Raw genomic sequence first — 26210 nt, 5'->3', positions numbered from 1 at the left:
CGCCGGTCCTAGCGTGGAAGCCATGGAACTCACCATTCAATCCAGCTTCCTGCCGCACGACGACGCGGACGCCGCGATCGCCTTCTACCGGGACCGGCTCGGCTTCGAGGTCCGCCAGGACGTGGGCTACAACGGCCTGCGGTGGATCACCGTCGGCCCGCCCGGTCAGCCGGCGACCTCGATCGTCCTGCATCCGGTCGACGGGGATCCGGGCATCACCGAACCCGAGCGCCGCACCATCGCCGAGATGATGGCCAAGGGCACCTACGGCACCATCGTGCTCGCGGCCGAGGATCTGGACGCGGTCTTCGAGCGGGTGCAGGCCACCGGCGCCGAGGTCGTCCAGGAACCGACCGTGCAGCCCTACGGGATTCGCGACTGCGCCTTCCGCGACCCGGCGGGCAATCAGGTCCGCATCAACGAATCGTCTTGAACCCCACCAGCGCCGGGCCGACCCAGGTGTGCAGGTAGGCGCGCAGCCGCACGCCGTGCCGCGGCGGACGGCCGGGATCGATGACGAAGGACTGCACCACCCGCAGCATGTGCTCGGCGAGTTCGTCGAGGGCGGCCCCGGACAGCCCGGCCGCCGCCCAGTCCACCGCGTACCGATCCAGGATCGAACGCCCGAAAGCCAGTGCGACATCGGAGGTCACGCCCGCCGAGAACGCGCCGGCGCGGCCCGGGCTCAGCAGCAGATTCAGGTATTTCTCGTGCGGCAGCCGTTCCAGGGTGTAGGCGATACCCTCCACGACCGCCTCCGCCGGATCCCGGATATCGCCGACGTGGCGGGCCAGCACGTCCAGGAACGCGTCGGTCTGCGCGATGGCGGTCGCGGTCAGCAGCGCATCGGCGCTGGGGAAATACCGGTAGACGGTCTGGCGGGTGACGCCCAGATCGCGGGCCACCTCGGCGATGCTGAAATCGCCGCCCGAGGCGTCGATCGCCCGCCGGGCCGAGGCCAGGATGCGGGCGATGGCCTCGTCGTCGTCGACGGGCGCCGACCCCGACCAGCCATGCGTGCGCACCGAATTCACTCCTTCACCGACTCGTCCGGGTCCGACGGTACCGGGTTGCCCCGCGGCAGACCTTGACCATACACATGGTCATCGATGTATGGTCATCGTGCTTCGACGGAAGGAAGACGATGGCCGCCACCCCGCCCCCGCGCCCCAAACAGCTCGATCACCCCTCGCTCCCGACCATGTTCCGGATCATGGGCCGCGCCCAGGTGTGGATCTTCAAACGCACCGGCGGCCGGATCGGCAACAAGTGGCGCATCGGCGCGGGATTCCGCAAGCCCGTCGCCACCCTGCTGCTCGAACACCGCGGCGCGAAGTCCGGCGCGGACTACACCTCGCCGCTGCTCTACATGCCCGACGGCGACGACATCGTCATCGTCGCCTCCCAGGGCGGCCTGACGAAGAACCCGCACTGGTATCACAATCTGCGCGCCAACCCCGAGACCCACATCCGGATCGGCCGCGAACACCGCCCCGTGCGCGCCGATCTGGCCACCCCCGCCGAACGCGCGCGCCTGTGGCCCCTGCTGGTCGAGACCTACGCCGACTTCGACACCTACCAGTCCTGGACCACCCGCGAGATCCCGGTGTTCGTCCTGCGCCCCCGCTGACCACCGCCCGCGGCACGCCGTCACCCGCGGTCGCGTGCCGCGCGGACGCCGCACGGCGGGCGTCCACCGCGACAGCCGCCGGGATCCGACCGAGTGATCAGAACTTGCCCGAATGGTGCTCGACGCGGTGGGCCAGGAACGTCGTCAGCTCGGCGACGAACTCGTCGGTCAGGGGCGGCCAGCCCCAGAAGTCCAAAGCCAGTGCGCCCAGGGCGAACTCGTCGGCCCACGTCCACTCGGTGATGGGGCTCGCGGCGGCGCAGGACGGGCAGGCTGCCGTGCCGGAGCCGGTGCGCTCCCAGGACTCGATCGCCGTCGCGAACGGGCGCCAGACCTCGGGATCGGCTTCCCACGCGGTGGGGTAGTCGATGATCACCGTGCGGGCCCCGCAGCGCGGGCACCCCGCCCAGGCGGGTTCGATCTCGCCCTGCCCGCCGTAGTGGGCGTGGCGGCCCACGATCACCGCGACGGGGCCGGGGATCCAGTCCGCGCCCCACTCCCGGGTGATCCCCGGCCACTCCGGGCCGGGCAGGTATCCCGTCTCCGCGTGCAGGCTGTACATCGCCTCGCCCGAGGTCTCGCGTCGCAGCCGGCCGTGCGACACCATCCAGTCCACGGTGCGATCGGCGAGCGAACCCGCCTCGGCGGCGGTCACGTCCAGGTCGATGATGCGTTCGAAGAAGTCACCCACGCCTCGCATACTGCCATCGGTTCCGGGACGCGGCATCCGCGAGTTCCTAGCCGCCCGGGATGTGCGCGGGCGCGGCCGGGAGCGCGTCGCGGGGATCCGCGCCGCGGAAGATCAGCCCGATCGCGAAGCCCGCGACCTCCTCGAGCTGGCGGGCGCGCGCGAGCGGGCCCAGCACCGTCGAGCGCGAGCCCGCGTCCCGGATCAGCGTTTCGGTGACGGCCAGGGCGTGCGGGTCGTCGCCGCAGATCGTCACCGTCACAGGCGGATTGGCGGGATCGCTCCACTGGCCGGCGGGAAACAGGTGAAAGGCCTTCACCACGTGCGCGCCCGGCGCGAGCGCGGCGATGTGCCCGGCACCCGACGTGCCGGGCGGGGTCAGCAGCGCGCCGACGCCGTGGTCGATGGCATTGGTCGGGTCGATCAGCGTTGTGCCGCCGAGTGTTCGGTCGCCCGCGCCCGCCGCCCGCAGGATGTCCTCGACCCCGCTCCAGGCCACGGCCAGCAGTACCGCGTCGGCCCCGGCCACCGCCGCGCGCGGGGCGCAGGCCCGCGCGCCCAGCCGCCGCGCGGTCTCCTCGGCTCGATCCGGCGACCGCCCCGCCACCACGACCTCGTGCCCGGCCGCCACCCAGCGACTCCCCAGCGCGGCGGCCAGCGTGCCCGTACCCAGAATTGCGATTCGCATCGTGTGCTCCTGCTCGTGGCCGGTGTTTTCGTGTCCGGCGTTCGGGAGCAACGGTAGGCAGGTCGATCCGCACCGATCGGTGCGAAACGACTGCGCGATCATGGACGTATGAGCGCTGCCGGAGACCCGCGCGACGAGCTGGTCGCGGACTGCCGCATGCGCGCGGCCACGGATCTGTTCGCCCACACCTGGGACCCGGTGGTGATCGCCGCGCTGCACGAAGGACCGCGCCGGCGGCGCGAATTGCGCGCGGGCATCGGGGGACTCAGCGACAAGGCGCTCACCGAGGCCCTGCGCCGGCTGCTCGGCCACGGCCTGATCGAGCGGCGCAGCTACGCGCAGGCCCCGCCGCGGGTGGAGTACGCGCTCACCCCGCTCGGGCAGAGCCTGGTCCGGGGGCCGATGCGCGCGCTGGGCGCGTGGGTGGACGAGCACGGCGACGAACTCCTGGACGCCCAGGAACGATCGGCCCGCGCGCTGCGGGGCTACGGCGCCTGAGCCCGGCCGCGAGCTCGATCACCTTCGATGGCCTTGGCCCGCACCGCGATCCGCCGTACGGAGTCGACCATCGCCTGCTCGAGTCGTCCGAATTGGGCCGAAATCGCCCCCTCGGGGTCCAATCATGGTGCCGCCCCCGCCTCGGCCGACGGCCGAGGCGGGGGCGGCAACGTCGCTCACGGCTGGATCAGCGTCCACTCCGCGGGCAGCCCCTCGACGCGGACCTCCGTCCCCTCGGCCTCGATGGTGACCGTGGCGGGCCCCAGCCGCAGCTCGGCCAGCCGCACCCGGCCCGCGCGCTCGGGCAGGCGCGGCAGCACGGTCAGGGTGCGCCGGGGCACGTCCGGTTCCAGCCCGAGGAACGAGCGCAGCAGCAGCAACGGCGCGGCGCTGGCCCATGCCTGCGGTGAGCACGAGGTGGGATACGGCACGGGCGACCGGAATTCACCGCGATCGAAACCGCAGAACAACTCCGGCGGCCGCGCCCCGAACTCGCGGATCGCCTCCAGCAGCCCGCCCGCGAGCCGCTCGGCCAGATCCCAGGCTCCCGGAATGTGCTGGTAGCGCAGCAGTCCCGCGACGGCGATGGCGGTGTCGTGCGGCCACACCGAACCATTGTGGTAGCCCATGGGATTGAACCGCCCCATGGCCGCGGACAGGGTGCGCAGCCCGAAACCGCTGTCCATGTCGGCGCTCGCGAGCCGTTCGGTGAGCACGGCCGCGCGCTCGTCGGGGACGATGCCGGTCCACAGCAGCTGCGCCGCGTTGCTGCCGAGTGCGTCGACCGGGCGCTTGGCCGCGTCCAGCGCCATGGCGTACCAGCCCCGCTCGGGCAGCCAGAACGCTTGATCGAAGCGGTCTTTCAGCTCTCGCGCCTGCTCGCGCAACCGGGTCGCGGTGGCGTGGTCTCCGGCTGCCTCGGCGATGTCCGCCCGCCCCAGCCGGGCGGCGTACACGTAGCCCTGCACCTCGCACAGCGCGATCGGCGGATCGGCCAGATGCCCGTCGGCGAAGCTGATGGAGTCCCAGCTGTCCTTCCAGCCCTGATTGGCCAGCCCGCGATCGGTCTTTCGCTGATACTCCACGAATCCGTCACCGTCGGCGTCGCCGTACTCGTCGATCCAGGCCAGCGCCGCGTCGGCGGCCGGTAGCAGTTCGGCGATCGCCGCCTGATCCACGCCCCAGCGCCGGCATTCGGTGAGCAGCATGACGAACAGCGGTGTCGCGTCGGCGGTGCCGTAGTAGACCGACCCGCCCAGCACCTGATCGCCGCCGGGCCCGTGCCGCATCTCGTGCATGATCCGGCCCGGCTCCTCCTCGGTGACCGGATTGACCTGCGTGCCCTGCAATTTCGCGAGCTGACGCAGGGTTCCCAGCGCCAGGTCCGAATCCAGCACCAGCGCCATCCACGAGGTGAGCAGGCTGTCGCGCCCGAACAGCGCCATGAACCAGGGCGCGCCCGCCGCCACGTAGGCCGTCCCGTCGGCGGGATCGTCCATGCGCAGCGCGCCCAGATCGCTCTCGGTGCGCTGCAGCACCGCGGTCAGTCCGGGGCCGGTGGCGGCCAGCGACGTCGCGGTGGAACGCCACTGCCGGATCTTGTTCGACGGATTGCCCTCGTCCTCGCAGGCCAGGTTCATCGGCACCGCGCGGTGCTCGAGAATCGGCTGGCATTGCACCGTCGTCTCCCAGCTGCCGCGCCGCGGCACCACGATCTGCCAGGTCAGCGTGCCCGGCTGGACCAGCGGATCGTTGTCGGCGGTGATACTGAGCCCGCGCCCCGAATCACGCCGATCACTCAGGTGCAGTACATGATCCACGGCCCGCAGCTCACAGCCGCCGCTGGTCACCCGGCCCTCCTTGACCGCGAACAGATCCGCGAAATCGGAGTCCGCGTGCAGGGTGACCGTCATGGCGGTGTCCTCGTCACCGAGGTTGCGCACCACGATGATCTCGCGCATGCCGTCGCCGATCATGCGCCGGCGCAGCACCAGCACCGTGGCGTCGGCCACGCCCGGACTCGGCGGTTTGCGCGCGACGAACCGGGCCCGGAAGGCCTCCGGCATCATCACCGAAAGCTGTTCCGGCGCCCGGCCGTCCAGTCGCAGTTCCCACCGGGCGAGGACGCGGGCATCGCGATAGAAGAGTCCCTGCGCGGTGCCCGCGTGCATATCTCCGAGCGCGTCCGACAGACAGAACGTGCTCGCCTCGACCATGGTCACGATGCCGCCGTGATCCTCTGTCACCGGCGGCTGACCGGCATTGAAAATCGTCATGTCCGGCTGGGCACCATCTCGTCCGCCAGTCCGGCCACCGCGGGCACCATGATGCGATGCGCGCGTGCGGCCGAAACCCGTTGCGGCCCCGCGTTCACCGCCCGCCGATACGCCGCCTCGTAGCCCTGTGCCAGGCGATCCGCGGCGAACAGTTCCTCCACCCGGGCCCGGCAGGCGTACGGATCGATCTCGTCGATCCGCGCGATCGCGACGGGCAGTTCCTCGGGGTCGTCGCAGATGAACCCGGTGACCCCGTCCTCGATGACCTCGGCGACGGCGCCGCCGCGCAGCGCGATCACCGGGGTGCCGCACACCATCGCCTCGATCATCACGATGCCGAACGGCTCCTCCCAGGTGATCGGGAACAGCAGGCAGCGCGCGCCGGCGAGCAGCTGGCGCTTGGCGGTGGCGTCGGCTTCGCCGAAGACGTCGTCGGCGTCGGTGAGCAGGGGCCGCACGACCTCCTCGAAGTACTTCTTCTCCGGCGGTTCGTTGCACTTGCCCGCCAGGATCAGGCGCAGGCCGGCGTCGTGCGCGGCCCGCAGTGCCAGATCCGGCCCCTTGTAGGGCGCGTAGCGGCCCAGAAAGAGCGCGTAATCCATTTTCTGGGTCCGGAAGGGCCATTCCTCGGGGCAGATCGCATTGTGCACCCGGGCGATCCAATTCAAATCCGGGGCCAGCGCCTGCTGCCGATCGCTGATCGCCACGAGTTGCACGCTCTGGTCGAAAGACCGGTAATACTCGTCCATATCGGCGTCGACCGGCCCGTGCACGGTGACGACCGTGGGGATTCCCATCATTCGATAGGCGGCGGCGTTACCCGGACCGGCGAAGGTGTGATCGTGAACGATATCGATCGGATCCTCGGCGTGTAATTTCTCGATCACCCGCATTGCCTTGAACGCGTTCACGATCTCCGGATACGGCTCGCCGAGCCGATGGGTCAGCACGTCGTCCCACACCCGGATGAAACGCGCCTTCGTGCCTTCGCGCCCGGCTGCGAGCAGGGTGACCCGGTGCCCGCGGTCGACCAGCTCGTCGGCGAGGGTGGCCACGATGGCCTCGACGCCGCCGTAACCGGCCGGTGGAATATCGAAGTAGGGCGGCGCGACCATAACGATGTGCAGGGGCCGTTCGGTCGTGATGCCCGAACGGGGTGAGCGTAAAGCAGACGAGCGAGGAATAAGGGAGAAAACCGGAGCAGATAATTCTTCTTCGGATTCGGGCCCTTCGAAACTCATTCCGTGCCTCCTCGTTGAGGTGAATGGCAATCGCAAGCAACATTCCACCGATATCGGCGATCCAAACCTTAGCAAGGTCAGCGAGCGAGAAAGCGATTCGAACGGGCCGGACACGAGCCGCGGTCTCGCGCGGCATGGCGTGAACGCCCGCCCGAGACGCGAACCGATCGTATCCATCCGGGGCGCGCCGCGGTAGGGCCGGTGTCCGCCCGGGACGTTCTGGACGCCTGACCGCGAGCCGCGCCGCGACCCTCGGATCCCCAGGCCGGGGGCCGGATCGGCCGGACCGGAATCCGGTGCCGCGAGGTGGCGAATTCGCGTCGGCGGCCCCGGCCGCCCGGCTAGGCTGACCGCCCGTCCAGTCCTGTCCGGGGCCGGCGGTCGCTGATGGAAGTGGTCGGGATGAACAAGGATTCGCGTTCGGCGCGGGCGGGGGCCGGAATGCTCGCCGCGCTGACGTTCGCGGGGATCGTCGGGACGGGACCGGCGCGCGCCGAGACCGGGGAAGGCTCCTGCGCGGGGGAGCGCTGGGTGGGTGCGTGGACAGCGAGCCCCTCGGACGCGGTGGGGCTGATCGATCCGCTGCTGCGGCCCATCGCTTCGATCGGGGAACAGACCTATCGCGTCGTGGTGACCCCGCACCGGGGCGGACGCCAGGTGCGGATCAAGCTGACCAACAGGTTCCGGCCGCTGCCGCTCACCGTCGGCAGGGTCACCGTCGCGGGGCAGACCGCGGGGGCGGGGGTCGAGGCCGCGACGCTGCGGCCCGTGACCTTCGGCGGGCGCGCCGGCGTCACCGTGGAGCCGGGCGGGGAACTGCTCAGTGACCCGGTCGAGTTCGCTTCCACCGCATGGGAATCGCTCGCGGTGAGCGTGTATCTGCCCGGGCCGGCGCCCGCGCTGAGCGGGCACTTCAACGGCAACGCCACCAGCTACTACACCGCGCCCGGCAGCGGCGACAGCGCCGCGGACGTCACCGGCGCTGCCTACGGTCTCACCACCACCTCGGCGCCGCTGGTGTCCGCGGTCGAGGTCACCGCCGGGACCGCGGTCTCCGCCGTTGTCGCACTGGGCGATTCGATCACCGACGGCTACGTCTCGGCCGACTACCTGGGCGTGCCACAGCATTCGGGGATTCTGGACGCCGACGCCCGCTACCCGGACTTCCTGCAGCGCCGCATCGACGCGGCCGGGCTGCCGCTGGTCGTGCTGAACGCGGGCATCTCCGGAAACGAGCTGGTCGACGACGGCATCATTCCGATGTTCGGGCCCGGCCTGGTGTCCCGCCTGGACTCCGATGTCCTTGCCCAGACGGCGGTTTCGGATGTCATCGTGCTGGCGGGCATCAACGACCTGGACTCACCGCTGGGCACGGACTACGACGGCCTGGTGGCCGGTTACACCGCCCTGATCGCCCGCCTGCACGCCGCCGGGCTCCGCGTGCACCTGGGAACCCTGACCCCGGCCGGTGATTCGCTCATCGGCGACACCCTGGCTCCCCGCCAGAACCCGATTCGCCTGCGCGTCAACGACTGGATCCGCGCCCAGCGCCTGTCGGACTCGGTCATCGACTTCGCCGCCGCCCTACAGGATCCGGCCGATCCGGACAGGCTCGATCCGCGCTACGCCGGGCCCGATCTGCTGCACCCGAATCCGGCGGGCTACCACGCCATGGCCGAGGTCGTGGATCTGAGCGCGCTCGGCGGAAACGGCTGCGACACGGAGTAGAACCGCCTCGGGAACGCCGCACACGAAAAAGCGGGAGGGATCCGATTCGGATCCCTCCCGCTTTCTGTGCGAGTACGGGCCGGATGCCCTGCGCGGGTGTGGGTTTAGATGCCCATGCCCTGGGCCAGCAGCGGCCAGGACTCGTGCAGCGCCTGCTCCCAGTACGGCCAGTAGTGGGTGCCGACCGGGTTGAACTGGTAGGTGGCCGGGATGCCCAGGCCGTCCAGGCGGCTCTTGAGGTTGGCGGTGCAGCCGTTGACCGCGGCCTCGATGATGACGCCGAGGCTCAGGTTCACCACGCCGCTGATGCCGGGCGCGCTGTCGAGGTAGTACTGCACGTCCTCCATGACCGGGATGCCGCTACCGGTGGAGATGTACAGGTGGGTGCCGCGCAGCTTCTCGGCGTTGAGAACCGGATCGTTCTCTTTCCACAGCGGGCTGTCGGCCGGTCCGTACATGTTCTCGGTCTTGCCGCCCGCCCAGGTCTCGGCGGAGAGCTTGACGAACTGCTGCCCGACCGGGTCGGCGATCTGCGCGCAGCCGCTGTAGGCCGCGACGGTCTTCCACAGGCCCGGCTTGGCCTCGGCCAGCTGCAGCACCGAGGTGCCCGAGGTGGACAGGCCGGTCAGCGCGTTGAGACCGGTGGAGTTCAGCTCAGCGTCCAGCAGCGGGGGCAGCTCCTGGGTGAAGAAGGTCGTCCACTTGTTCACACCGAGCCGCGGATCCTCCTTGATCCAGTCGGTGTAGTAGCTGCCCATGCCGCCGATCGGCTGAATGACGTTGACCGGCTTGTCCGAGAGCCACTGCAGCGCGTCGGTGCGGGCCTTCCAGTTGGCGGTGCCCTCACCGCCGTCGAGGCCGTTGAGCATGTAGAGGTTGGGCGCGGGAACCGAATCATCGGCCGGGCGCTGCACGTCGACCGTGATCTCCTTGGCCATCGCGGCCGAGTACACCTTCAGGTGCCAGGTGCGGCCGTCCTTCTTGACGGAGGTGATGGAGGAGGGCTTCTGCGGCTCCGCCGAGGAGACACCGCTGAACGTCGCCACCGAGAGGGCGGCGGTCAGCGCTATCGCGGTGATCCGGAGAGCGGCCGCGCCGCGTCGAGCAGAGAACTTCATCGAACAGTCAATTCCAATCCAAAGGGTCAACGTCGGCCACGTCGTCGGTCTGCACCGTACATCCTCACCTAAGTCTTTGATCTAGGTGAAATTGTTACTCGACATTCCTTTTCGGGGCTGGCGCGAGTCCCTGTCAGTGGTGCAGTCGTCGTGGCTATCGTTTACCCGGCGAGTAGTACCGCCGTCAATGCCAGCGCACCCGGCAGGGCCTGAACATAGAGGATTCGCCTGCTGGCGGTGGTGCCGCCGTAGACCCCCGCGACGACCACGCAGATGCAGAAGAAGATCTGGGCCGCCCGCCCGACCGGATCCCCGGCGATCAGGCCCCAGATCAGTCCCGCGGCCAGAAAACCGTTGTACAGGCCCTGGTTCCCGGCCAGCACCTTGGTGTCCTCGGCGAATTCGGCGGTCATTCCGAATGCCGCGCGCACCCGGGGCGTGGTCCACAGGAACATCTCCATCACCAGGATGTAGATGTGCAGCAGGGCGAGCAATCCCACCAGAATCTCAGCCGCAACCCGCATGTCGAACCGCCTTCCGTTCGTGCCCGCCGACGCCGGAGAATTCCCCCATCGTAAATTCCGGCGCGGCGCGCGACGGCCCGCCGCGCCCGAACCGGTCGGTCTGCTTACGGGTCGGCTCGCGCCCGCCGGGCGGAGTTGTCGGAGCCCTCGTCTACGGTCGACGAGCCGGATGCAGCGGCCGGGCGCAGCGGCCCGGATCGCGCCGATCGAGTCGAGGGAGCCGCATGCCGCGGGAGTTGGTTGATCTGCCGTTCGCACGTCATCTGGAGCCGCACACCGAGGTCGGCATCGAGGGCGAATACGACTGCGGCCATTTCGACGGCCTCGACCTGGACGACGTCAACATGCGCGGGGCCAGTTTCACCGAATGCGCCATCTCCGGCACCACCGTCTCCGGCGGCTCCCTGTCCTTCGCCCGCTTCAACGACGTGTGGATTCACAGCACCCAGTGGATCCGCGCCGACCTCACCGAATCATCCTGGCTGGACACCGAATTGGTGATGAACGCGCTCTCCGGGGTGGAAGCCTTCGGTGCGCGCGTGCGCCGGGTGAAGTTCTACAACTGCAAATTCGACTCGGTGAATCTGCGCGGTGCGACCCTCACCGACGTCTCGTTCGTGGATTGCCTGCTGCGGCACGTGGATATCAGCGAGGCGAAACTGACCTCGGTGACGTTCCCGGGGTCGGAGATCGAGGCGCTGTCCATGCGCAAGGCGGTGCTAAAGAAGGTGGATCTGCGCGGAGCCAGGTCCGTGGGCATCTACGAGGGCGTGGAGTCGCTGGCGGGTGCGACCATCGCACAGACTCAGCTGTTCGATCTGGCCCCGACCCTGGCCCATGCCCTGGGCATCATCGTCTCGGACCGTTAGGCCCCGCGGCCGTCAGACCCCGTAGCCACCGTCGATGTCGAGCTTTTGACCGCTGATGAAATCCGCGCGGTCCGAGGCCAGGAAGCACACCGCCTCGGCGATGTCCTGCGCGTCGCCGAAGCGCCGCAGCGGAATGTTGCCGCGCGCCACCTCCAGGGCGTGCTCGTCCAATTCGCCCGCGGCGATGAGCCTTTCGGCCATGCCGTCGGTGGTCATGCCCGGCCCGACGCAGTTCGCGCGGATACCGTACCGGCCCTCCTCGGCCGCGATGCCCCGAATCAGCGCCTCCACCGCGGCTTTCGGCGCGCTGGAGAGACCGTCGCGGATGGGGAACCGCACGGTGGCGGCGGTGGTGACCGCGACGATGTTGCCGGCACGCTCGCGCAGGAAGGGCAGGGCGGCGTGCGCGGCCGCGAAGAATCCGGCGGTGTCGTCCAGGAGCTGAGCGCGGAAGTCCGCGGGCGCGACCCGGCTCAGGTGCCGCATGGGAATGTGCGGGCCGGCCGCGTAGACCAGGGTGTGAATCCCGTCGAATTCGGCGGCGGCCTGTGCGACGACCCGCGCGACCTGGTCCGCGTCCGACAGGTCGAGCTGCCAGCCCCGCGCGCGACGACCCGCCTGCTCGGCCGCGCCCAGCACCGGATCGAGTTTGCTCGCCGAACGGAACCAGGTCAGTGCGACGTCGCTGCCGCGGTCCAGGAACATGCGCGCGATGGCGCCGCCCAGGCCGCCGCTGGCGCCCAGCACCAGGGTGGCGCCGGAGCGGTGTGCGAAGTCGTCCATCGGTGTCCTTCGGGTGTGGTTCGCGTCGGAGGGCGCGACGCGGGTGTACGTCCATTGGTAGCTCACCACAGAAAAACAAGCAACTGCTTGGTTCTGCTAGTGAAGCCGGGACCGCCGCGCCGACCAGGGCAATCTGGACGACTGACCACAAACTGGCCGACTTGTCGCTTTCGCCGCCCTGAACTGTGCGATAGTCGGTGCGCAAACGTGTTCTCGGGTTCGTCGTAGCGAGTGGTGGTCCAGTGAGTGAATCGGTTCTGATCGTCGGCGCCGGCCCGGGTGGACTCGCCGCGGCGGCCTGTCTGCGCGACAGTGGCTTCGACGTGACGATCGTCGACAAGGCGTACACCGTCGGCTCGGCCTGGCGCGGGCACTACGAACGCCTGCATCTGCACACCATCCGCGCGCACTCGCATCTGCCCGGCTTCAAGATCCCGCGCGCGTACGGGGATTGGGTCGCCCGCGCGAACGTGGTGCGCTACCTCGACGCCTACGCCCGTCACCACCGCATCGAATTGCGTTCGGGCACAACGATCGATCGGCTCGACCGGGAGGACGGTCGCTGGATCGCGCGCAGCGCCCAGGGTGATCTCACCGCCGACCGGGTCATCGTTGCCACCGGCTACAACCACACCCCGCTGATCCCGAATTGGCCGGGCCGCCAGGACTTCCCGGGCGAACTCGTGCACTCCTCGAAGTACCGCAACGCCGCGCCCTACATCGGCCGTGAGGTCCTGGTGGTCGGCACCGGCAACACCGGCGCCGAGATCGCGGTCGACCTGGTCGAGGGCGGCGCGTCCCGGGTCTGGCTCGCCGTGCGCACCGTGCCGACCTTCGTGCGCCGCCAGGTCGCGCCCAAGATCGGCCAGAGCTCGGCCGGCATCGTGCTGCGCCACCTGCCGGTTCCGCTGGTCAACCGGATCATCGCGCTGTCGAGCCGGATGACGACCCCGGACCTGTCCGCCTTCGGCCTGCCGCGCCCCGCGCCCGACGCGTACACCCGCCTGCTGGCCGACGGCGCGGTGCCCATCATCGACGTCGGGCTCATCGACCTGATCCGCGCGGGCAAGGTCGAAACCGTTTCGGCCGTCACCGGTTTCGAGGACGGAAAGGTGCTGCTCGCCGGTGGCGGGAGTATCGCGCCCGAGGCCGTCATCGCCGCCACGGGCTTCGATCACGGCCTCACCGAACTGGTCGGGCACCTCGGCCTGCTCGACGCGCAGGGCAGGCCCACCGTCCATGGCGGGCAGGAGCATCCGAACGCTCCCGGTCTGTATTTCACCGGCTTCACCAACCCGATCAGCGGCATGTTCCGCGAGCTCGCCCGCGACGCCCGCCGCATCGCGCGCGCACTCGGAAAGGCGCGCTGAGGCGGCGATTGTCCGCGCCCAGGTTTGCGAGTCCCGATTCCGGTAACTGCGTGAAGGTCTACGCACCCCTCGGGAAGGACTTCACATCATGGCTATGCGACGACTTGCCCGGCCACTGCTGGCGACTGCGTTCGTCGTCGACGGGCTGGACGCCCTCACCGATCCGCAGGAGCGCGCCAAGGCCGCCGCGGATCGCGTGACCCAGATTCAGCGCCGGCTGCCCGAGCAGTACGCGGCCAAGGTGCCCGATGCCGGGCGCATCGTGCGGGTCAACGCCGCCGCTCAGATCGGCGGCGGACTGCTGCTGGCGCTGGGCCGGGCCCCGCGCCTGGCGGCCGCGATTCTGGCGGTCACCGTCATTCCGGCCACGGTCACCGAACAGGATTTCTGGGCGGAGCAGAATCCGGAGCTGCGCTCGGCCAAACGCACCGCCTTCCTCAAGGATCTGAGCCTGCTGGGCGGCCTGCTCATCGCCTCCACCGATCACGGCGGGCGCCCCCCGCTGTTGCGCACGATTGCCGAAAAGGCCGCCGCGGGAGCGGGTTCCGCCGCCACGGCCGCCGAGATCCGCGCCGCGCACCTGGCCGAGACGGCCAAGGAACGCGGTTCGGACGTCGCCGAGGTGGTCAGGGAACGCGGTTCGGAGGTCGCGGGCGTGGTCAAGGAGCGCGGCTCCGACGTCGCGCGCACGGTCAAGGACCGCGCCCCGGAGGTGGCCGACGCGGTCAAGGAGCGCGGCGCCGAGCTCGGCGAGGTGATCAAGGACCGCGGTGCGGAACTGGGCGAGGCCCTCAAGGACCGCAGCGCGGAATGGGGTGAGGTGCTCAAGCACCGCGGCTCGGATTTCGGCGATGTGGCCCGTGAACGCGGAAGCGAACTGGCCGGCGTGGCCCGGGTCCGCGGCGCGGAATGGGCCGATGTGGCCCGCGAACGCGGCGCGGAACTGGCCGAGGTCGCCAAGGATCGCGGCGCGGAACTGGGCACGGTAGCCAAACACCGCGGCTCCCGCTTCGCCCGCTCGGTACGCCGAAGCCGGTAACGGCCGGTATGTAACGCCGCGACCCCGGCGGGCGCTTGCCCCCGGGGTCGCGCTCTGCCCCCGCTCCCGTCGGACCGGGTGTGTTCGTGCCATCGGGGGTCGGCTGCCGCGCTTCTCGATCCAGCCATGACCACGCCGACGGGCCCGGAGCCGGGGCCGGGGGACTCAGCTCAGCAGCGCCCGCACGATGCGGTCCACCGTGGTGTGCGGGTCGAAATTCGGTGCGGGGCTGGTCAATTCATGGAGGGCCGCGCCGTCCAGGTAGTCGACGAGCAGCTTGGCGTCGGTGTTGCCGGGGGAAATATTGCCGATCATGTCCGCTATCCAGGCGGTCAGGCGTTCGTGACCGCGTCGCACGCTCTCCTGTAGCGCGGGCACGGTCTGGGCCTCGAGGAACAGCGCGTAGCGCGCCAGGGTCCGGGTGCGGTCGGTGCGCACCGCGTGGGTCAGCACCGCGGCCAGGCCGTCGGCGAGTTGGGGGATGGTGGCGGGTGCGGGGGTGCGGCTCATGGCGTTCCAGTCCGCGTAATCGCGTTCCTCCAGGCGTTCGGCGATGCCGCAGAGCAGGGCCTCGCGGGTGCGGAAGTAGTTGGAGGCCGATCCGGGCGGCATCTCGGCCAGGCTGTCCACCGCGCGATGGGTCAGTGCGCGCGGACCGCGGGTGCCGAGCAGTTCGATCGCGGCGTCGAGTATCTGTTCCCGCTTGGTGGGCATCCCCGGACACTACATTAGTAGTGAATTCCACTACATCGGTAGTATTGAAACTACACCTGTAGTAACTTCCTCGTATCGGGCTCCCCACCGGAGCCGAGATCGAAGGGAAGTGCGCCATGTCGAAAGCGCTCATCGTCGGCGGCGGAATCGCCGGTCTGGCAACGGCCATCGCGTTCGACCGCCGGGGCTGGGAGGTCGAGGTGCTGGAGCGCGCCCCGGAACTGACCGCGGTCGGCGCGGGAATCTCGCTGTGGTCCAACGCTTTGCGCGCACTCGACGAGCTCGGCGTGGGGGAGCGGATCCGGGAGCGCGCCGTCGAGGATGCCGCCGCCGGAATCCGTGACGCGCGCGGCCGCTGGCTCTCGCGCACGGACACCGCCGCCCTGCGCGCCCGCCACGGCAGCCCCGTGGTCCTGCATCGTGCCGATCTGCTGGAGATCCTGCGCGCCGCGGTCCCCGAATCCGCCGTGCGCACCGGCATTTCCGTGACCGAGGCGCGGGCCGACGGTTCGGTGCTGCACTCGGCGGGGGTCTCGCGCGGCGACGTGGTCGTGGGCGCGGACGGCATTCACAGCGTGGTGCGCCGCGCCGTATGCGGCGTGGTCGAACCGCGCTACAGCGGCTACACTGCCTGGCGGATGGTGGTCACCCCCACCGAGCCCCTCGGTGACCTCGGTGAAAGCTGGGGTCGCGGTGAGCGTTTCGGCTTCGCCGCGCTCGCGGACGGCCGGGTGTACTGCTTCGCCGCGGCGAACATCCCCGCGGGAGCCCCCGACGGCGGCCTGCCCGAACTCCGCCGCCGCTTCCGGGACTGGCACGCGCCGATCCCCGCGCTGCTGGCCGCCGCGGACGCGGACACGGTGCTGCGCAACGACATCTACGAACTCCCGCCCCTGGACACCTATGTGTCGGGCCGGCTCGTTCTGGTCGGCGACGCCGCCCATGCCATGACCCCCAACCTCGGCCAGGGCGCCTGCCAGGCCCTGGAGGACGCGGTCGTGCTCGCGCGGGTGGTCGCCACCGGCGGCGACCCGAGCGCCTACGACGCCGAGCGCCGCCCGCGCACCCGGATGATCGCGGACCGCTCGGCGCGCATCGGCACGGTCGCCCAGCTGTCCAATCCGCTACTGGCCGCCGTGCGCGATGCGGTCATGCGCGCGATGCCCGCGTCGGCGCAGGCACGCGCGCTCGCGCCGATTCTGGACTGGACTCCCGGCGAGCCCGGCGCGATTCAGCGCCCGCGCACGGGCGGAGACGTCCGATCGCACACGAACACCTGATTTCCGCCCCCGCGTTTGGCCCGGTACATCGCGGTATCCGCGCGCCGCAGCAGCTCGTCGGGGGTGGGCCGGGGCCCGATGCGCCCGTCGTAGGCGGCGATCCCGATGCTCACCGTCACCGGGATGTCGGGATCCGCGGCCACCGCGTGCCGCACGGTTTCCGCCTGGGCCAGGGCCGCCTGCGGATCGAGGTAGCCGACCAGCGCGAACTCTTCGCCGCCGGTGCGCGAGACCACCATGCCGTCCCCGGCGAGCGAGGAGAGCAGTTCGGCGGTGCGGATCAGCACCCGATCGCCCGCGGGATGGCCGAGCAGATCGTTCACGCCTTTGAACTGGTCGAGGTCGGCGACCATGACGCAGATGCCGGGCCGGTCCCGCACCCCGAACATGCCGGAGAGCTGGAATTCCAGCCCGCGCCGATTCAGCAGCCTGGTCAGCGGATCGGACAGCGATTCCACCCGGACCAGCCAGAACATGAATTGCAGGGACGGCAGGGTCACCACCACCGCGCTCACCATGGTCAGCACGACGACGACGGCGAGCGGGAAGTCACCGCTGCCCGCCACCATCCGCGCCGACAGCACCAGAACCGAGAGCAGCGACCAGGCCGCGTGCGCCGCAAGGACTTTGGGGCTGTGGAAGAACGTAAGATATCCGCCGGTGACGACCAGCAGCATGGCTCCCAGCGCGCCGTACACCCGATCGGAGTCCTGCAAACAGGCCACGGTGATCATGACGTCGGCCGCGGCGAACATCAGCAGCGATTCGCGTTGGCTCGGCCAGGGCAACAGCCACCAGCGCAACGCCCACAGCAGCGCGCCGAGCGCGATGCCGAGCATGATCACATCTCCGGCGAGGTGCCGTGGCCCGGCGCTGGAGAACGAGGCGGCCACGGCGATGACCGCGAAGAGCAGCCCGCCCATGCCGACGACCGCGCGTTGCAGCGGCACCGTGGAATGGGATTCGAGCACGTGAGTTAGCCAGCGGTGGTCTACCGGATCTCGCCACCACGCTCTGAGCAGTGCAACGGTATTACCCATGGGTCCCGTTCGGTGTGGACGCTGGTGCCGGACTCCACCGTATACGCCGTTTCTGGCAGACGGAATATCGGCCGCGCGGGGTGTGGTGTTACCCATAGCCGCAGGTCGGATGGGCGTGCGGCGTCGGGGCGCGTTACTCGGCGCCGACCGCCGCCGCGACGAACCGCCAGAGTTCGCCGGTCGTCTCGTCCACCGCGGGCCGAGGGTGGCGGCGAAGTTGCTCGGCGATGCCGTGCCGGATCGCGCCCATGACGCAGGCTCCGGCCAGGTCGGGGTCGATGCTCGCGTCGAGTTCGCCGCTGCGCTGGCCCTGCCGGATGTTGCGGCCCGCCGATTCGATGACGCGTGCGAGGTTGGCGGCGTCGACCTCGGCGACTTCGGGTTCGGTGCTGATCCGCCCGAGCAGGAGTTCGGCGAGCGGTTCGGCGAAGTGGTAGGCCACGAAATTGCGGGTCCGCGCGCGCTCTCGCGCGGCCCAGCCCACACCGGCCGGGAGTGTCTCGTCCGCGATGGCGGCGACCAGTCCGGCGTGGAATTCCTCGTAGATGGCCACCAGCAGACCGGCTTTGGAGCCGAAGTGGTGGTAGAGCGCCCCGGTGCTCAGTCCGGACCGCCGTTTGAGGGCGTTGAGATCCACCACGCCGTTCCCGGCGAGCAGTTCCGCGCGCGCGGCGTCGAGAAGTTGTTGACGTCCGAGTGGAGCCCGTGCCATGCTCCGAACCATAACAGAACTCAGTTATGTTAGGGGAACGCCCGTGAGCGCCGAAGTCTCCTCCGTCACCGATCTGGCCGGTGACCTGGCCGGAAAGTATCGCCGCACGCCCAGCGGCGGACAGGATGTCGATCCCGCGGTGGCGGATGCCGACGTCGAAGCCGTGCTGCGCGACGGCTACGTCATCCTGCCGGACGTGCTGACCGCGGCGGAGCTGCGCGCCATTCGCGCCGACGTGGATCCGCTGCTGGACCTCAAGGGCCGCAACAATTTCGAGGGCCACGCCACCCAGCGCGTGTACAGCGTCCTGAACAAGACCCGCACCTGCGACCGCATGGCCGCCCATCCGCGGGTGCTCGCACTGCTGGACCGGCTGCTCATGCCCAACTACCTGCTGTCCATGCTGCAGATCATCAACATCCTGCCCGGTGAGGCCGCCCAGATGCTGCACACCGACGACGGCTTCTATCCGCTGCCGCGCCCGCGCCCCGCGCTCAGCGCCGCGACCATCTGGGCCATCGATGATTTCACCGCGGACAACGGCGCGACCGAGATCGTGCCCGGCAGTCACCGGTGGGGTTCCGAACTCCCGCAACCGGATTCGGCGGATCGCCGGCCGGTCGTCATGTCCGCCGGATCGTGCGTGTTCTTCCTCGGCACGCTGTGGCACGGCGGCGGTCCCAATCGCTCGGGCGCGCCCCGGCTGGCGGCGACGGCCCAGTACTGCGAGCCCTGGCTGCGCCCGCAGGAGGCGTTCACCCTGTCCACCCCGCGCGAGATCGCGCGCGTGGTCGACGAGGACATTCGCCGCATGCTCGGCTACAACATCCACCCCCCGTTCATCGGCCAGGTGGACGGCATGCACCCCAAGCGCCTGCTGGAGGACTAGCCGCGCGGGCCGGTGTGCCGAAACCGGGCGTTAGCCAGGCCATTTCCGTCGCGTTACCTACTACTCACCGGTGTGATTTACCGATGGTGAGGAGTGTCTCCACCTGAGAGCTGATCCATTGGGTACGGTCGAGGGGAGTCGCGCGCCGCGATTCACTGGACGATTGCGACCGTACCCAGACGTGACAAGACGGTAGTTCCTGAAAGGGGATTGTTGTCATGGCGTGGTTGGTTCTGGTGATTTCCGGCGTACTCGAGGCCGTGTGGGCGACCGCCCTCGGGAAGTCCGAAGGTTTCACGAAACTCGCACCCTCGGCGGTGTTCGCGACCGCTCTCGTGCTGTCCATGGCCGGGCTCGCCTACGCGATGCGCACCCTGCCGGTCGGCACCTCGTACGCGGTGTGGGTGGGCATCGGCGCGGTGCTGACCGTCACCTACGCCATGGCGACGGGCGCCGAGAGCGCCTCGGCGGTGAAGATCGCCCTGCTCATCCTGATCGTCGGCGGCGTGGTCGGCCTCAAGCTCGCGCACTGATCGCGAGCGCGGCCCGAGTCCGGAACCGCCGCAGGCACTCTCGGCGGTTCCGGCCTGGACGCCCCTGTCGCGCACTCTCCTTCGCGCGGGATCGATAGCCGATGTGCTCCAGACCCGAAAACTGTGGGCTGGCGCACATCTGAAACATAGGCTATCCAGAGAGTGAACCTCGATCTTGTTCGGCCCCGCGGCCGAGCCGGGCACCGTGCGCCGGCGCGATCGGGGGTGATGGGAGAGCAGAGTGCAGGTGCTTGGTCCGTGGTCCGATTCGGCGGTGATCGATGAACTCGCGGGCGGCAAGGCGCGTGGGCTGTTCGCACTGTACGACGGCGGGGTGCGGGTGCCGGACTGGGCGGTGCTCGGCGGCGATGTCTTCGAGAGATTCGCCGCCGATGCCGGATTGACCACGGCCATAGCGGAATTCGCGGCCCTGACCGACCTGGAACCGGCGCTCGCCCGGGGCGCGGAGCTGCGTGCGGCGGTGGCGGGCGCACCGCTGCGCGGGCCGGTGTTCGAGGTCTTCGCCGAGGCGGTCGAACGCGTGGGCGCGGACCCGATCGCGGTGCGGTCCTCGGTGCACGCCGAGGACGGTGCCGCCAATTCCTTTGCCGGGCAGTTCGATACCTACCTCAACGTGCGCGGTGTCGAAGCCGCGGCCGCGCGGGTGCGCGACTGCTGGGCCTCGGCTTTCTCCGAGCGGGCCATCCGCTACGCCTTCGCCCGGGACCTGCCGCGCGCCGCGGTCCCCGCGGTGGTGCTGCAGCGGTTGATCGCCGCCCGGGTCAGTGGCGTGGCGTTCACCGCCAACCCCGCCACCGGCGCTCGGGACGAAGTGGTCATCAGCGCGGTGTACGGGCTGGGCGAGGCGCTGGTGTCCGGTGCGGTGGACGCGGATTCGACCACGGTGGACAAGCTCGACGGCACGATCCTCGACGTCGTCCTCGGCGACAAGGACTGCCGCTACGAACCCGATGCCGGCCAGGGCTGGGTGCGGCGCGAGGTCGAGGCGGACCTGCGCGTCGCGCCGGTGCTCTCCGCCGCCGAGCTCGCGGAGCTGACCGACATCGCCCGCGAACTCGAAACCCACCGCGGCGCACCGCAGGACATCGAGTGGGCCATCGACGACACCGGGGTGTGGGTGCTGCAGTCCCGGCCGATCACCGCCCTGGCCGCGCCGGACATCGCGGGCCGCACCGCCGAGCTGCGCGGCGCGGGCGAGACGATTCCGGCGGGGGAGCAGCGCATCTGGGACAACTCCAACATCATCGAGAGTTTCAGCGGCATCACCTCCCCGCTGACCTACACCACCGCCGCGGACATCTACGGCCGCGTGTACCGGGGCTACGCGCGTTCGCTGCGGGTTCCCGCCGCACAGCTCGCCCAGACCGATGCCTGGACCCCGGTGCTGCTGGGCACCTTTCACGGTCACGTCTACTACAACCTGCTGCACTGGTATCGCATGGTCGGCATCGCGCCCGGCTATCCGCTCAATCGCAAGGTGCTCGAGGCCGCGCTCGGCGTGGCCGAACCCCTGCCCGACGAGCTGGCGAAGACGCTGCGGCCCTTCACCTTCGACAGCACCGTCGCCCGGCTGCGCTCGCGCGCGCGGACCACGGCCGTCTACGTGCGCCGCATCGCGACCATCGACGCCATGATGGAGCGCTTCAGCGCCGAGTTCTACCGCGTCTACGACGAATTCGACGCCCTCGACCACGCCGGGCCGACCGGCCCGCAGGCCTACGCCGCCTATCGCAGGGTGGATCACGACCTGGTCGAACGCTGGGGCCCGATGATGGTGCTGGACGCCATCCTGCTCACGCTCACCGGCTGCACGTACCTGCTCACGAAACTGCTGCTGCCCCGGGCCCCGGAGTGGTTCCTGTACGCGGTCGTCGGCCCGGGCGCCGATGTCGAATCGGCCGAGCCCGCCCGCGCCATGACCGAACTCGCCCGGCTGGTGCGCGCCGACGACGAGCTGACCGCCATCGTCGATTCCACTGCGCCGGAACAGGTTTACCAGCGCCTGCGCGAGGGTGGCCACACCGACTTCCTGGCCCGGGTCGAGGAGTACATCGACCGCTACGGCTATCGCAGCCTGGACGAGCTCAAACTCGAGACCCCGGATCTGCGCGAGGATCCGGCCGCGCTGTTCACCATGCTGCGCAGCGCCGCCGGTCGCGCCGGCGACACTACCGGGCCGAGCCGATCGGCCGAGGCGGATGCCTACCTCGACGAACACCTGAGCGGACTGCGCCGCCGCCTCTACGAAGGCCTGCGCGCCAAGACCTCTCGCTGCGCCGCGCATCGCGAGAGCCTGCGCTTCTGCCGCACCCGGGCCTTCGGCATGATCAAACGCCTGATCCGGGTGATGGGCCGGGACCTGGCTGCCCGCGGTGTCCTGGACGAGTTCGCGGACGTCTTCCAGCTGACCGTCCAGGAGCTGCGCGCCTGCTACGAGGGCGCGGACACCGCGGGCCTGCGCGATCTCGTCGCGGCCCGGAAAGCGTTGCGCGCCAGAGACGCCACGCTGGTCGCCCCCGCCCGCTTCCACACCATCGGACCGCGCCTGGGCCGGGCCGAACTGGCCGCCCAGGGCTGGGTGCCGCGCACCGCCACCGCCGCCGCGACCGCCGGCACCGTGCTGACGGGCACGCCCTCGGCGGCGGGCGTGGTCGAGGGCCCGGCGGTGGTGGTGGACGCGCCGTGTGACGTCGCGGGCGGCATCCTGGTCGCCTACCGCACCGATCCGGGCTGGGTGGCCGCGCTGCCCTCGGCCACCGCCCTGGTCATCGAGCGCGGCAGTCCGCTCACCCACGTGGCCATCGTCGCGCGCGAACTGGGCGTGCCGACCGTGGTCCAGGTCAAGGACGCCGCCACCCGCCTGCGCACGGGTATGCGCCTGCGCGTCGATGGCGTCAACGGCACGGTCACCGTGCTCGCCGAAGGAGATCGACCCTGATGACCTACGCCGAAGACAGTGCGCGCGTGCGGGATTGGCTCGTCGACCCCGCACGCGACACCGGCATCCACCTCGCCGACGACGCCGACGGCTGGGAGTACCGCAGCTACGCCGAGATCGCCGAGCAGAGCTGGGCCATCGCCGCGCGCATGCGGGAGCGGGGATTCGGCGCCGGCGACGGGGCCTGCGTGCTCATGCCGACCGGGTTTCCGTGCTTCGCGGCGTTCTACGCGGTGTGGGCCTGCGGCGGCGTCTTCACCCCCGTGGCCCCGCCGGTGTTCAGCGACGTGGACCAGATCGTCGCCCAGCTCGCGGGCATCCTGGAACAGGCCGGCGCGCGCCTGGTGGTGACCGCGCCGGAGTTCGAGACCTTCGTACGCCGGGCCGCGACGGCGGCGGGCCGCGCCGACGCGGTGCTGGTGGTGGATGCGGAGACCCTCGGCTCCGCGCCCGCCGCGCGCGAACTCGCCGAACCGGGGGAGGTGGCGCTGCTGCAGTTCACCTCCGGGTCCACCGGTACCCCGCGCGGGGTGCGGGTGAGCTGGGCCAATCTGGCCAACAACATCGGCATGATCAGCGCCCTGCTGGATTGGCGGCCCGGCGAGGCCATGGTGTCCTGGCTGCCGCTCTATCACGACATGGGCCTGGTCGGCACCTTCCTGACCACGGTGACCAATCAGGCCGAGCTGCGCATCATGCGTCCCGATCAGTTCGTGCGCGATCCGCTGCGCTGGCTCCGCGCCGCGGCGGGCGCACAGCATTCGATGTCGCCGTCGTTCGCGCTGGGCTACGTGGCGCATCGGCTGCGGCCCGAGGACATCGCCGGGCTGGACCTGTCGGGGTGGCGCACCCTGGCCGTGGGGGCCGAGCCGGTGGAGGTCGCCGACCTTCAGGCTTTCGCGGAGCTTGCGGGGCCGCAGGGGTTTTCGATGAACGCCTACACCCTCGCCTACGGCTTGGCCGAAGCCACGCTCATGGTCACCGCCTCCATCCCCGACCGGCCCATCGTCGCGCTGCGCATCGACAATCCGGCGCTGCGGTTCGGCCGGCGAGTGCCCGTCCTCGAGGAAGCCCGCATCGACGACGCGCGCCGGGTGGACGGCGCGGGCTGGATCACCGGACTCGGGACCTCGACGCCCGAATGCACGGTCGCCGTGGTCGACGACGAGGGCCGCGAACTGCCCGACGGGGTACTCGGGGAGATCGTGGTCACCGGCGATTCGGTCGCCCTCGGCTACTCCGGGGCCTCCGGAGCGGGCTCGTCCACCTATTTCAGCGGCGGGCGGCTCTACACCGGTGACGCCGGATTCCTCTACCGCGGTGAGGTATTCGTACTCGGCCGCATGGGAGCGAGCCTCAAGGTGCGCGGCCGCTCGGTCTTCATGGAGGACGTCGAATCCCGGATCGCGCAGGAAACGGGTTTGACCAAGGGGAAATTGGCCGCCGTCGGCGTCACCGACGCCGGGGAGCGGGGCATCGCGCTGTTCGCGGAGGCGGCTCCCGGCCCCTGGATCGCCGAGGCCCGCAGAATCATTCGGGCCAACCTGGGCCCCGCGCACACCGTGCACATCGTCACCGGCCCGCGGGGGCTCATCCGCCGCACCTCGAGCGGCAAGCCGCGCCGCCGGCACATGTGGCAGCTGCTGCGCGACGGCGTCCTGGACGGCGCGCTGCGGCACGCGAGTGAGCTCGTGCACGACGGGAGTGCACCGCTGGGCCTGCCCGAGCAGCGTGTGCGCCAGCTGCTGGAATCGGCCCTGGAAGTCGTCGCGGTGCCGAGCGCGGCCGCGGTGCTGTTCGAGGGATCGCTCGCCGAGGGCTTCGGCAACGAGGGCTCCGATATCGACTTCCTCGTGGTATCCCCGGGATCGGAGGAGTTGCCGACGCTGCCGACCGTGCTGTTCCTGGACGGGCGGCGGGTGGAGGTGCGGACCCGCTCGGTGGCTCAGCTGCGCAGGCAGCTCACCGAGGTCGCGATCGCGCCGACCGAGGATCTGCTCAATCGCTGCCAGCGTTTCCTGCGCGCCACGGTGCTTCGCGAGGGCGCGGTGGATCTCGTGGAACTGCGCGGAGTGCTCACCCACGACGACCTCGCCACTATCGCGGCCGGCTGGTGGGCCGGGCGCGCGGTGCAGAACCTGCGTTTCGCGGTCGCGCTGCGGGCCTTCGACGCCCGAGCCGAGTCCGCCGAATGGGCCCTGGACGGTTTGCAGCAGGCCGTCAAGGGCTGGGCGGCCCGCCGCGGCGAGACCTACATCGAGACCAAATGGCTGCCGCACCAGCTGGATCGGATCGGCGCGCACGACTACGTGGTGCGCTACCGCGCCCTCACCGGCGCCCGCACCGTCCTGGATCAGACGCGCTGGGAACAGGTGCTGATGCTGGCCGCCGAACTCGGCGCGGCGGTCTGCGACGACCCGCACCAGATCGTGTTCACCCGCAGGCCCCGGATCACCACGTGGGCCATCGGCGCCCGCGTGCACGTCCTGCGCGCGGACCGGGAGGTCTTCGTCCTGTCCGACGCGGCCGCCGCGGCGTGGCGTTCGGTGGTGTTCCGGCACTCGATCCGTGACGTCCTGGCCCGCGCCACCCGCGAGATCGGCCCGGCCCTGGCCGAATTCGTGCACCTGGGCCTGGTCGGGCTGCAGTGGCGCGGGGCCGAAGCCGTCGAACCCGCACTGGCCATGTGCAAACCGCCCAAGCCCTACACCCCGGTGCCGAGCGCCGCCGCGCCCGCCCTGGGCCTCACGGGCGGCGTGTCCGAGGACGACATCGCCACGCTCGCACCGTTTTCCGCCGCCACCTTCGCCGAGTGCGGCATGAACCTGGTGTGGGCCAACGTGGTGGTGGAGAACGCCCGCGAAGATCTGGTCGGGGCCATCAAGAGCGCGCAGGGCGCGGTCGCCGACATCGCCGCGCATCGGCTGCTGGCCATGGGAACCCGGGTGGTGCTGACCGCGTTCGGGGTGTACCCGCTGCCCGCCGACGTGGCGCCGCTGTCCGCGCTGGCCCGGCTGGTGCCCGCGCGCACCCCGCGCCGCGCCGAACTGCTCGCCACCCTGGAAGCCGCCCAGCGAGTGCGGTTCCCGGAGCTGTTCGCCGACGGCGGCGATCCGCTCGAAGCCCTCGCTGTCATCGACGAGTTCATCGGCCTGGCCCGCGTCGTCGCCGGGGAACCCGATGCGGCTCAGGGCTTCCCGGCCTCCTTCGACTCCCGCGAGCAATGGCAGCGCACCCTGGCCATCGGCTACGACTGGCTGCGCCTGGCGGGCTACCTGAACACCGATCTGCCGCTGGACGAAACCCGCGACCTGCTCGCCAGTGGTGGACATCAGCCGCATCTGCGGGAAAGCGAGCATTCATGAGCACCGACCGCGCCGCCCGGATCCGCGACATCGTGACCGCCATGGCGCCGCAACCGCCCGCGGCCGTGACCGGCGCGCACCGGCTCATCGAGGACCTGGGCTACGACTCCCTGCGCCTGATGGAACTGACGGTGGTCCTCGAACGCGCCTTCGACCTGCCCCGCTTCCGGCCCGAGGATCTGGTGGACGTGCTGCGCGTGGACGCGGTCATCGCGCTCGTCGATCGGACGGTGCACGCGTGACCGGGCCGCGCGGCGGTCTTCGCA

At 70.4% G+C, this 26210-nt stretch carries 24 protein-coding genes; 13 read left to right on the top strand and 11 right to left on the bottom strand.

The features are described from left to right. The first annotated feature begins 22 nt into the window (after window positions 1-22). Complete coding sequence (locus ACFVBH_RS23765; protein WP_354987995.1) at window positions 23-433, top strand: VOC family protein; 411 nt, start codon at window positions 23-25, stop codon at window positions 431-433. Here the strand turns inward: ACFVBH_RS23765 and ACFVBH_RS23760 are convergent. Further along, window positions 417-1025 (bottom strand): TetR/AcrR family transcriptional regulator, encoded by a 609-nt coding sequence (locus ACFVBH_RS23760; RefSeq protein ID WP_379004490.1) that lies wholly within the window; start codon window positions 1023-1025, stop codon window positions 417-419. The two genes, ACFVBH_RS23765 and ACFVBH_RS23760, sit on opposite strands and share 17 nt — an antisense overlap. 119 nt (window positions 1026-1144) lie before the next feature. Here ACFVBH_RS23760 and ACFVBH_RS23755 point away from each other — a divergent pair, with 119 nt between their 5' ends. Next, window positions 1145-1630: a nitroreductase family deazaflavin-dependent oxidoreductase gene (locus ACFVBH_RS23755; protein ID WP_354987997.1), complete on the top strand. Its 486-nt coding sequence runs from the start codon at window positions 1145-1147 to the stop codon at window positions 1628-1630. Window positions 1631-1727: 97 nt separating this feature from the next. Here the strand turns inward: ACFVBH_RS23755 and ACFVBH_RS23750 are convergent, their stop codons facing one another. Both ACFVBH_RS23750 and ACFVBH_RS23745 read right to left on the bottom strand, forming a co-directional pair. Continuing rightward, complete coding sequence (locus ACFVBH_RS23750; RefSeq protein ID WP_379004597.1) at window positions 1728-2330, bottom strand: hypothetical protein; 603 nt, start codon at window positions 2328-2330, stop codon at window positions 1728-1730. A 37-nt stretch (window positions 2331-2367) separates the two neighbouring features. Next, entirely contained in the window at window positions 2368-3006 is a 639-nt protein-coding gene (locus ACFVBH_RS23745; protein ID WP_379004487.1) for an NADPH-dependent F420 reductase, read from the bottom strand. A gap of 108 nt (window positions 3007-3114) precedes the next feature. On the opposite strand from ACFVBH_RS23745, the gene ACFVBH_RS23740 reads away from it, so the two are divergent. Then, window positions 3115-3504, top strand: coding sequence for a helix-turn-helix domain-containing protein (locus tag ACFVBH_RS23740; protein ID WP_354988000.1), 390 nt, complete (start codon window positions 3115-3117; stop codon window positions 3502-3504). A gap of 176 nt (window positions 3505-3680) precedes the next feature. On the opposite strand, the gene ACFVBH_RS23735 is transcribed toward ACFVBH_RS23740, so the two are convergent. Continuing rightward, window positions 3681-5780 carry a glycogen debranching N-terminal domain-containing protein gene (locus tag ACFVBH_RS23735; protein WP_379004485.1) on the bottom strand — a complete coding sequence of 700 codons (2100 nt, stop codon included), beginning with the start codon at window positions 5778-5780 and terminating at the stop codon, window positions 3681-3683. Further along, window positions 5777-6895: a glycosyltransferase family 4 protein gene (locus ACFVBH_RS23730; protein WP_354988002.1), complete on the bottom strand. Its 1119-nt coding sequence runs from the start codon at window positions 6893-6895 to the stop codon at window positions 5777-5779. The genes ACFVBH_RS23735 and ACFVBH_RS23730 overlap by 4 nt, the downstream gene beginning before the upstream one ends. A gap of 528 nt (window positions 6896-7423) precedes the next feature. On the opposite strand from ACFVBH_RS23730, the gene ACFVBH_RS23725 reads away from it, so the two are divergent. Continuing rightward, entirely contained in the window at window positions 7424-8749 is a 1326-nt protein-coding gene (locus ACFVBH_RS23725) for a GDSL-type esterase/lipase family protein (protein WP_379004482.1), read from the top strand. A 104-nt stretch (window positions 8750-8853) separates the two neighbouring features. Here ACFVBH_RS23725 and ACFVBH_RS23720 read toward each other — a convergent pair whose 3' ends face one another. Beyond that, window positions 8854-9867, bottom strand: coding sequence for an alpha/beta hydrolase family protein (locus tag ACFVBH_RS23720; protein ID WP_354988004.1), 1014 nt, complete (start codon window positions 9865-9867; stop codon window positions 8854-8856). 161 nt (window positions 9868-10028) lie between these two features. Continuing rightward, window positions 10029-10391: a DUF1304 domain-containing protein gene (locus tag ACFVBH_RS23715; RefSeq protein WP_379004480.1), complete on the bottom strand. Its 363-nt coding sequence runs from the start codon at window positions 10389-10391 to the stop codon at window positions 10029-10031. A gap of 224 nt (window positions 10392-10615) precedes the next feature. Here ACFVBH_RS23715 and ACFVBH_RS23710 point away from each other — a divergent pair, with 224 nt between their 5' ends. Further along, on the top strand, window positions 10616-11260 hold the full coding sequence (locus ACFVBH_RS23710) for a pentapeptide repeat-containing protein (RefSeq protein WP_354988006.1): 645 nt from the start codon (window positions 10616-10618) through the stop codon (window positions 11258-11260). Between the two features lie 12 nt (window positions 11261-11272). Here the strand turns inward: ACFVBH_RS23710 and ACFVBH_RS23705 are convergent, their stop codons facing one another. After that, window positions 11273-12043, bottom strand: a complete 771-nt coding sequence (locus tag ACFVBH_RS23705) for an SDR family NAD(P)-dependent oxidoreductase (protein ID WP_379004477.1) — start codon at window positions 12041-12043, stop codon at window positions 11273-11275. A 242-nt stretch (window positions 12044-12285) separates the two neighbouring features. On the opposite strand from ACFVBH_RS23705, the gene ACFVBH_RS23700 reads away from it, so the two are divergent. After that, the gene (locus ACFVBH_RS23700) at window positions 12286-13413 is read left to right on the top strand and encodes a flavin-containing monooxygenase (protein WP_379004475.1); all 1128 of its coding nucleotides are present in this window, start codon (window positions 12286-12288) and stop codon (window positions 13411-13413) included. An 88-nt stretch (window positions 13414-13501) separates the two neighbouring features. Beyond that, window positions 13502-14452, top strand: coding sequence for a DoxX family membrane protein (locus ACFVBH_RS23695; protein ID WP_354988009.1), 951 nt, complete (start codon window positions 13502-13504; stop codon window positions 14450-14452). Window positions 14453-14617: 165 nt separating this feature from the next. On the opposite strand, the gene ACFVBH_RS23690 is transcribed toward ACFVBH_RS23695, so the two are convergent. Continuing rightward, window positions 14618-15166: a TetR/AcrR family transcriptional regulator gene (locus ACFVBH_RS23690; RefSeq protein ID WP_379004472.1), complete on the bottom strand. Its 549-nt coding sequence runs from the start codon at window positions 15164-15166 to the stop codon at window positions 14618-14620. A gap of 116 nt (window positions 15167-15282) precedes the next feature. Here ACFVBH_RS23690 and ACFVBH_RS23685 point away from each other — a divergent pair, with 116 nt between their 5' ends. Then, window positions 15283-16446 (top strand): FAD-dependent monooxygenase, encoded by a 1164-nt coding sequence (locus ACFVBH_RS23685; RefSeq protein ID WP_379004470.1) that lies wholly within the window; start codon window positions 15283-15285, stop codon window positions 16444-16446. On the opposite strand, the gene ACFVBH_RS23680 is transcribed toward ACFVBH_RS23685, so the two are convergent. Both ACFVBH_RS23680 and ACFVBH_RS23675 read right to left on the bottom strand, forming a co-directional pair. Beyond that, window positions 16398-17417: a diguanylate cyclase gene (locus ACFVBH_RS23680; RefSeq protein WP_379004468.1), complete on the bottom strand. Its 1020-nt coding sequence runs from the start codon at window positions 17415-17417 to the stop codon at window positions 16398-16400. The genes ACFVBH_RS23685 and ACFVBH_RS23680 overlap by 49 nt on opposite strands. Window positions 17418-17619: 202 nt before the next feature. Continuing rightward, window positions 17620-18198, bottom strand: coding sequence for a TetR/AcrR family transcriptional regulator (locus ACFVBH_RS23675; RefSeq protein WP_354988013.1), 579 nt, complete (start codon window positions 18196-18198; stop codon window positions 17620-17622). Window positions 18199-18241: 43 nt separating this feature from the next. Between ACFVBH_RS23675 and ACFVBH_RS23670 the strand changes: the two genes are divergently transcribed. The 5 genes from ACFVBH_RS23670 (at window position 18242) to ACFVBH_RS23650 (ending at window position 26186) form a co-directional block, all read left to right on the top strand. Further along, entirely contained in the window at window positions 18242-19087 is an 846-nt protein-coding gene (locus tag ACFVBH_RS23670; protein ID WP_379004466.1) for a phytanoyl-CoA dioxygenase family protein, read from the top strand. Window positions 19088-19305: 218 nt separating this feature from the next. Continuing rightward, on the top strand, window positions 19306-19620 hold the full coding sequence (locus ACFVBH_RS23665) for an SMR family transporter (RefSeq protein WP_354988015.1): 315 nt from the start codon (window positions 19306-19308) through the stop codon (window positions 19618-19620). Between the two features lie 241 nt (window positions 19621-19861). Next, entirely contained in the window at window positions 19862-22579 is a 2718-nt protein-coding gene (locus tag ACFVBH_RS23660) for a phosphoenolpyruvate synthase (protein ID WP_379004463.1), read from the top strand. Further along, window positions 22579-25944, top strand: a complete 3366-nt coding sequence (locus tag ACFVBH_RS23655; RefSeq protein ID WP_379004461.1) for an AMP-binding protein — start codon at window positions 22579-22581, stop codon at window positions 25942-25944. The genes ACFVBH_RS23660 and ACFVBH_RS23655 overlap by 1 nt, the downstream gene beginning before the upstream one ends. Beyond that, window positions 25941-26186, top strand: coding sequence for an acyl carrier protein (locus ACFVBH_RS23650; protein ID WP_354988018.1), 246 nt, complete (start codon window positions 25941-25943; stop codon window positions 26184-26186). Before ACFVBH_RS23655 ends, ACFVBH_RS23650 begins: the two co-directional genes overlap by 4 nt. Window positions 26187-26210 lie beyond the last annotated feature (24 nt).

Origin of the sequence: Nocardia sp. NPDC057668, assembly GCF_042799795.1 — a bacterium.
GTDB lineage: Bacteria > Actinomycetota > Actinomycetes > Mycobacteriales > Mycobacteriaceae > Nocardia.
The sequence above is the reverse complement of the archived record's forward strand: the minus strand, read 5'-3'. Positions and strand labels throughout refer to the sequence as shown.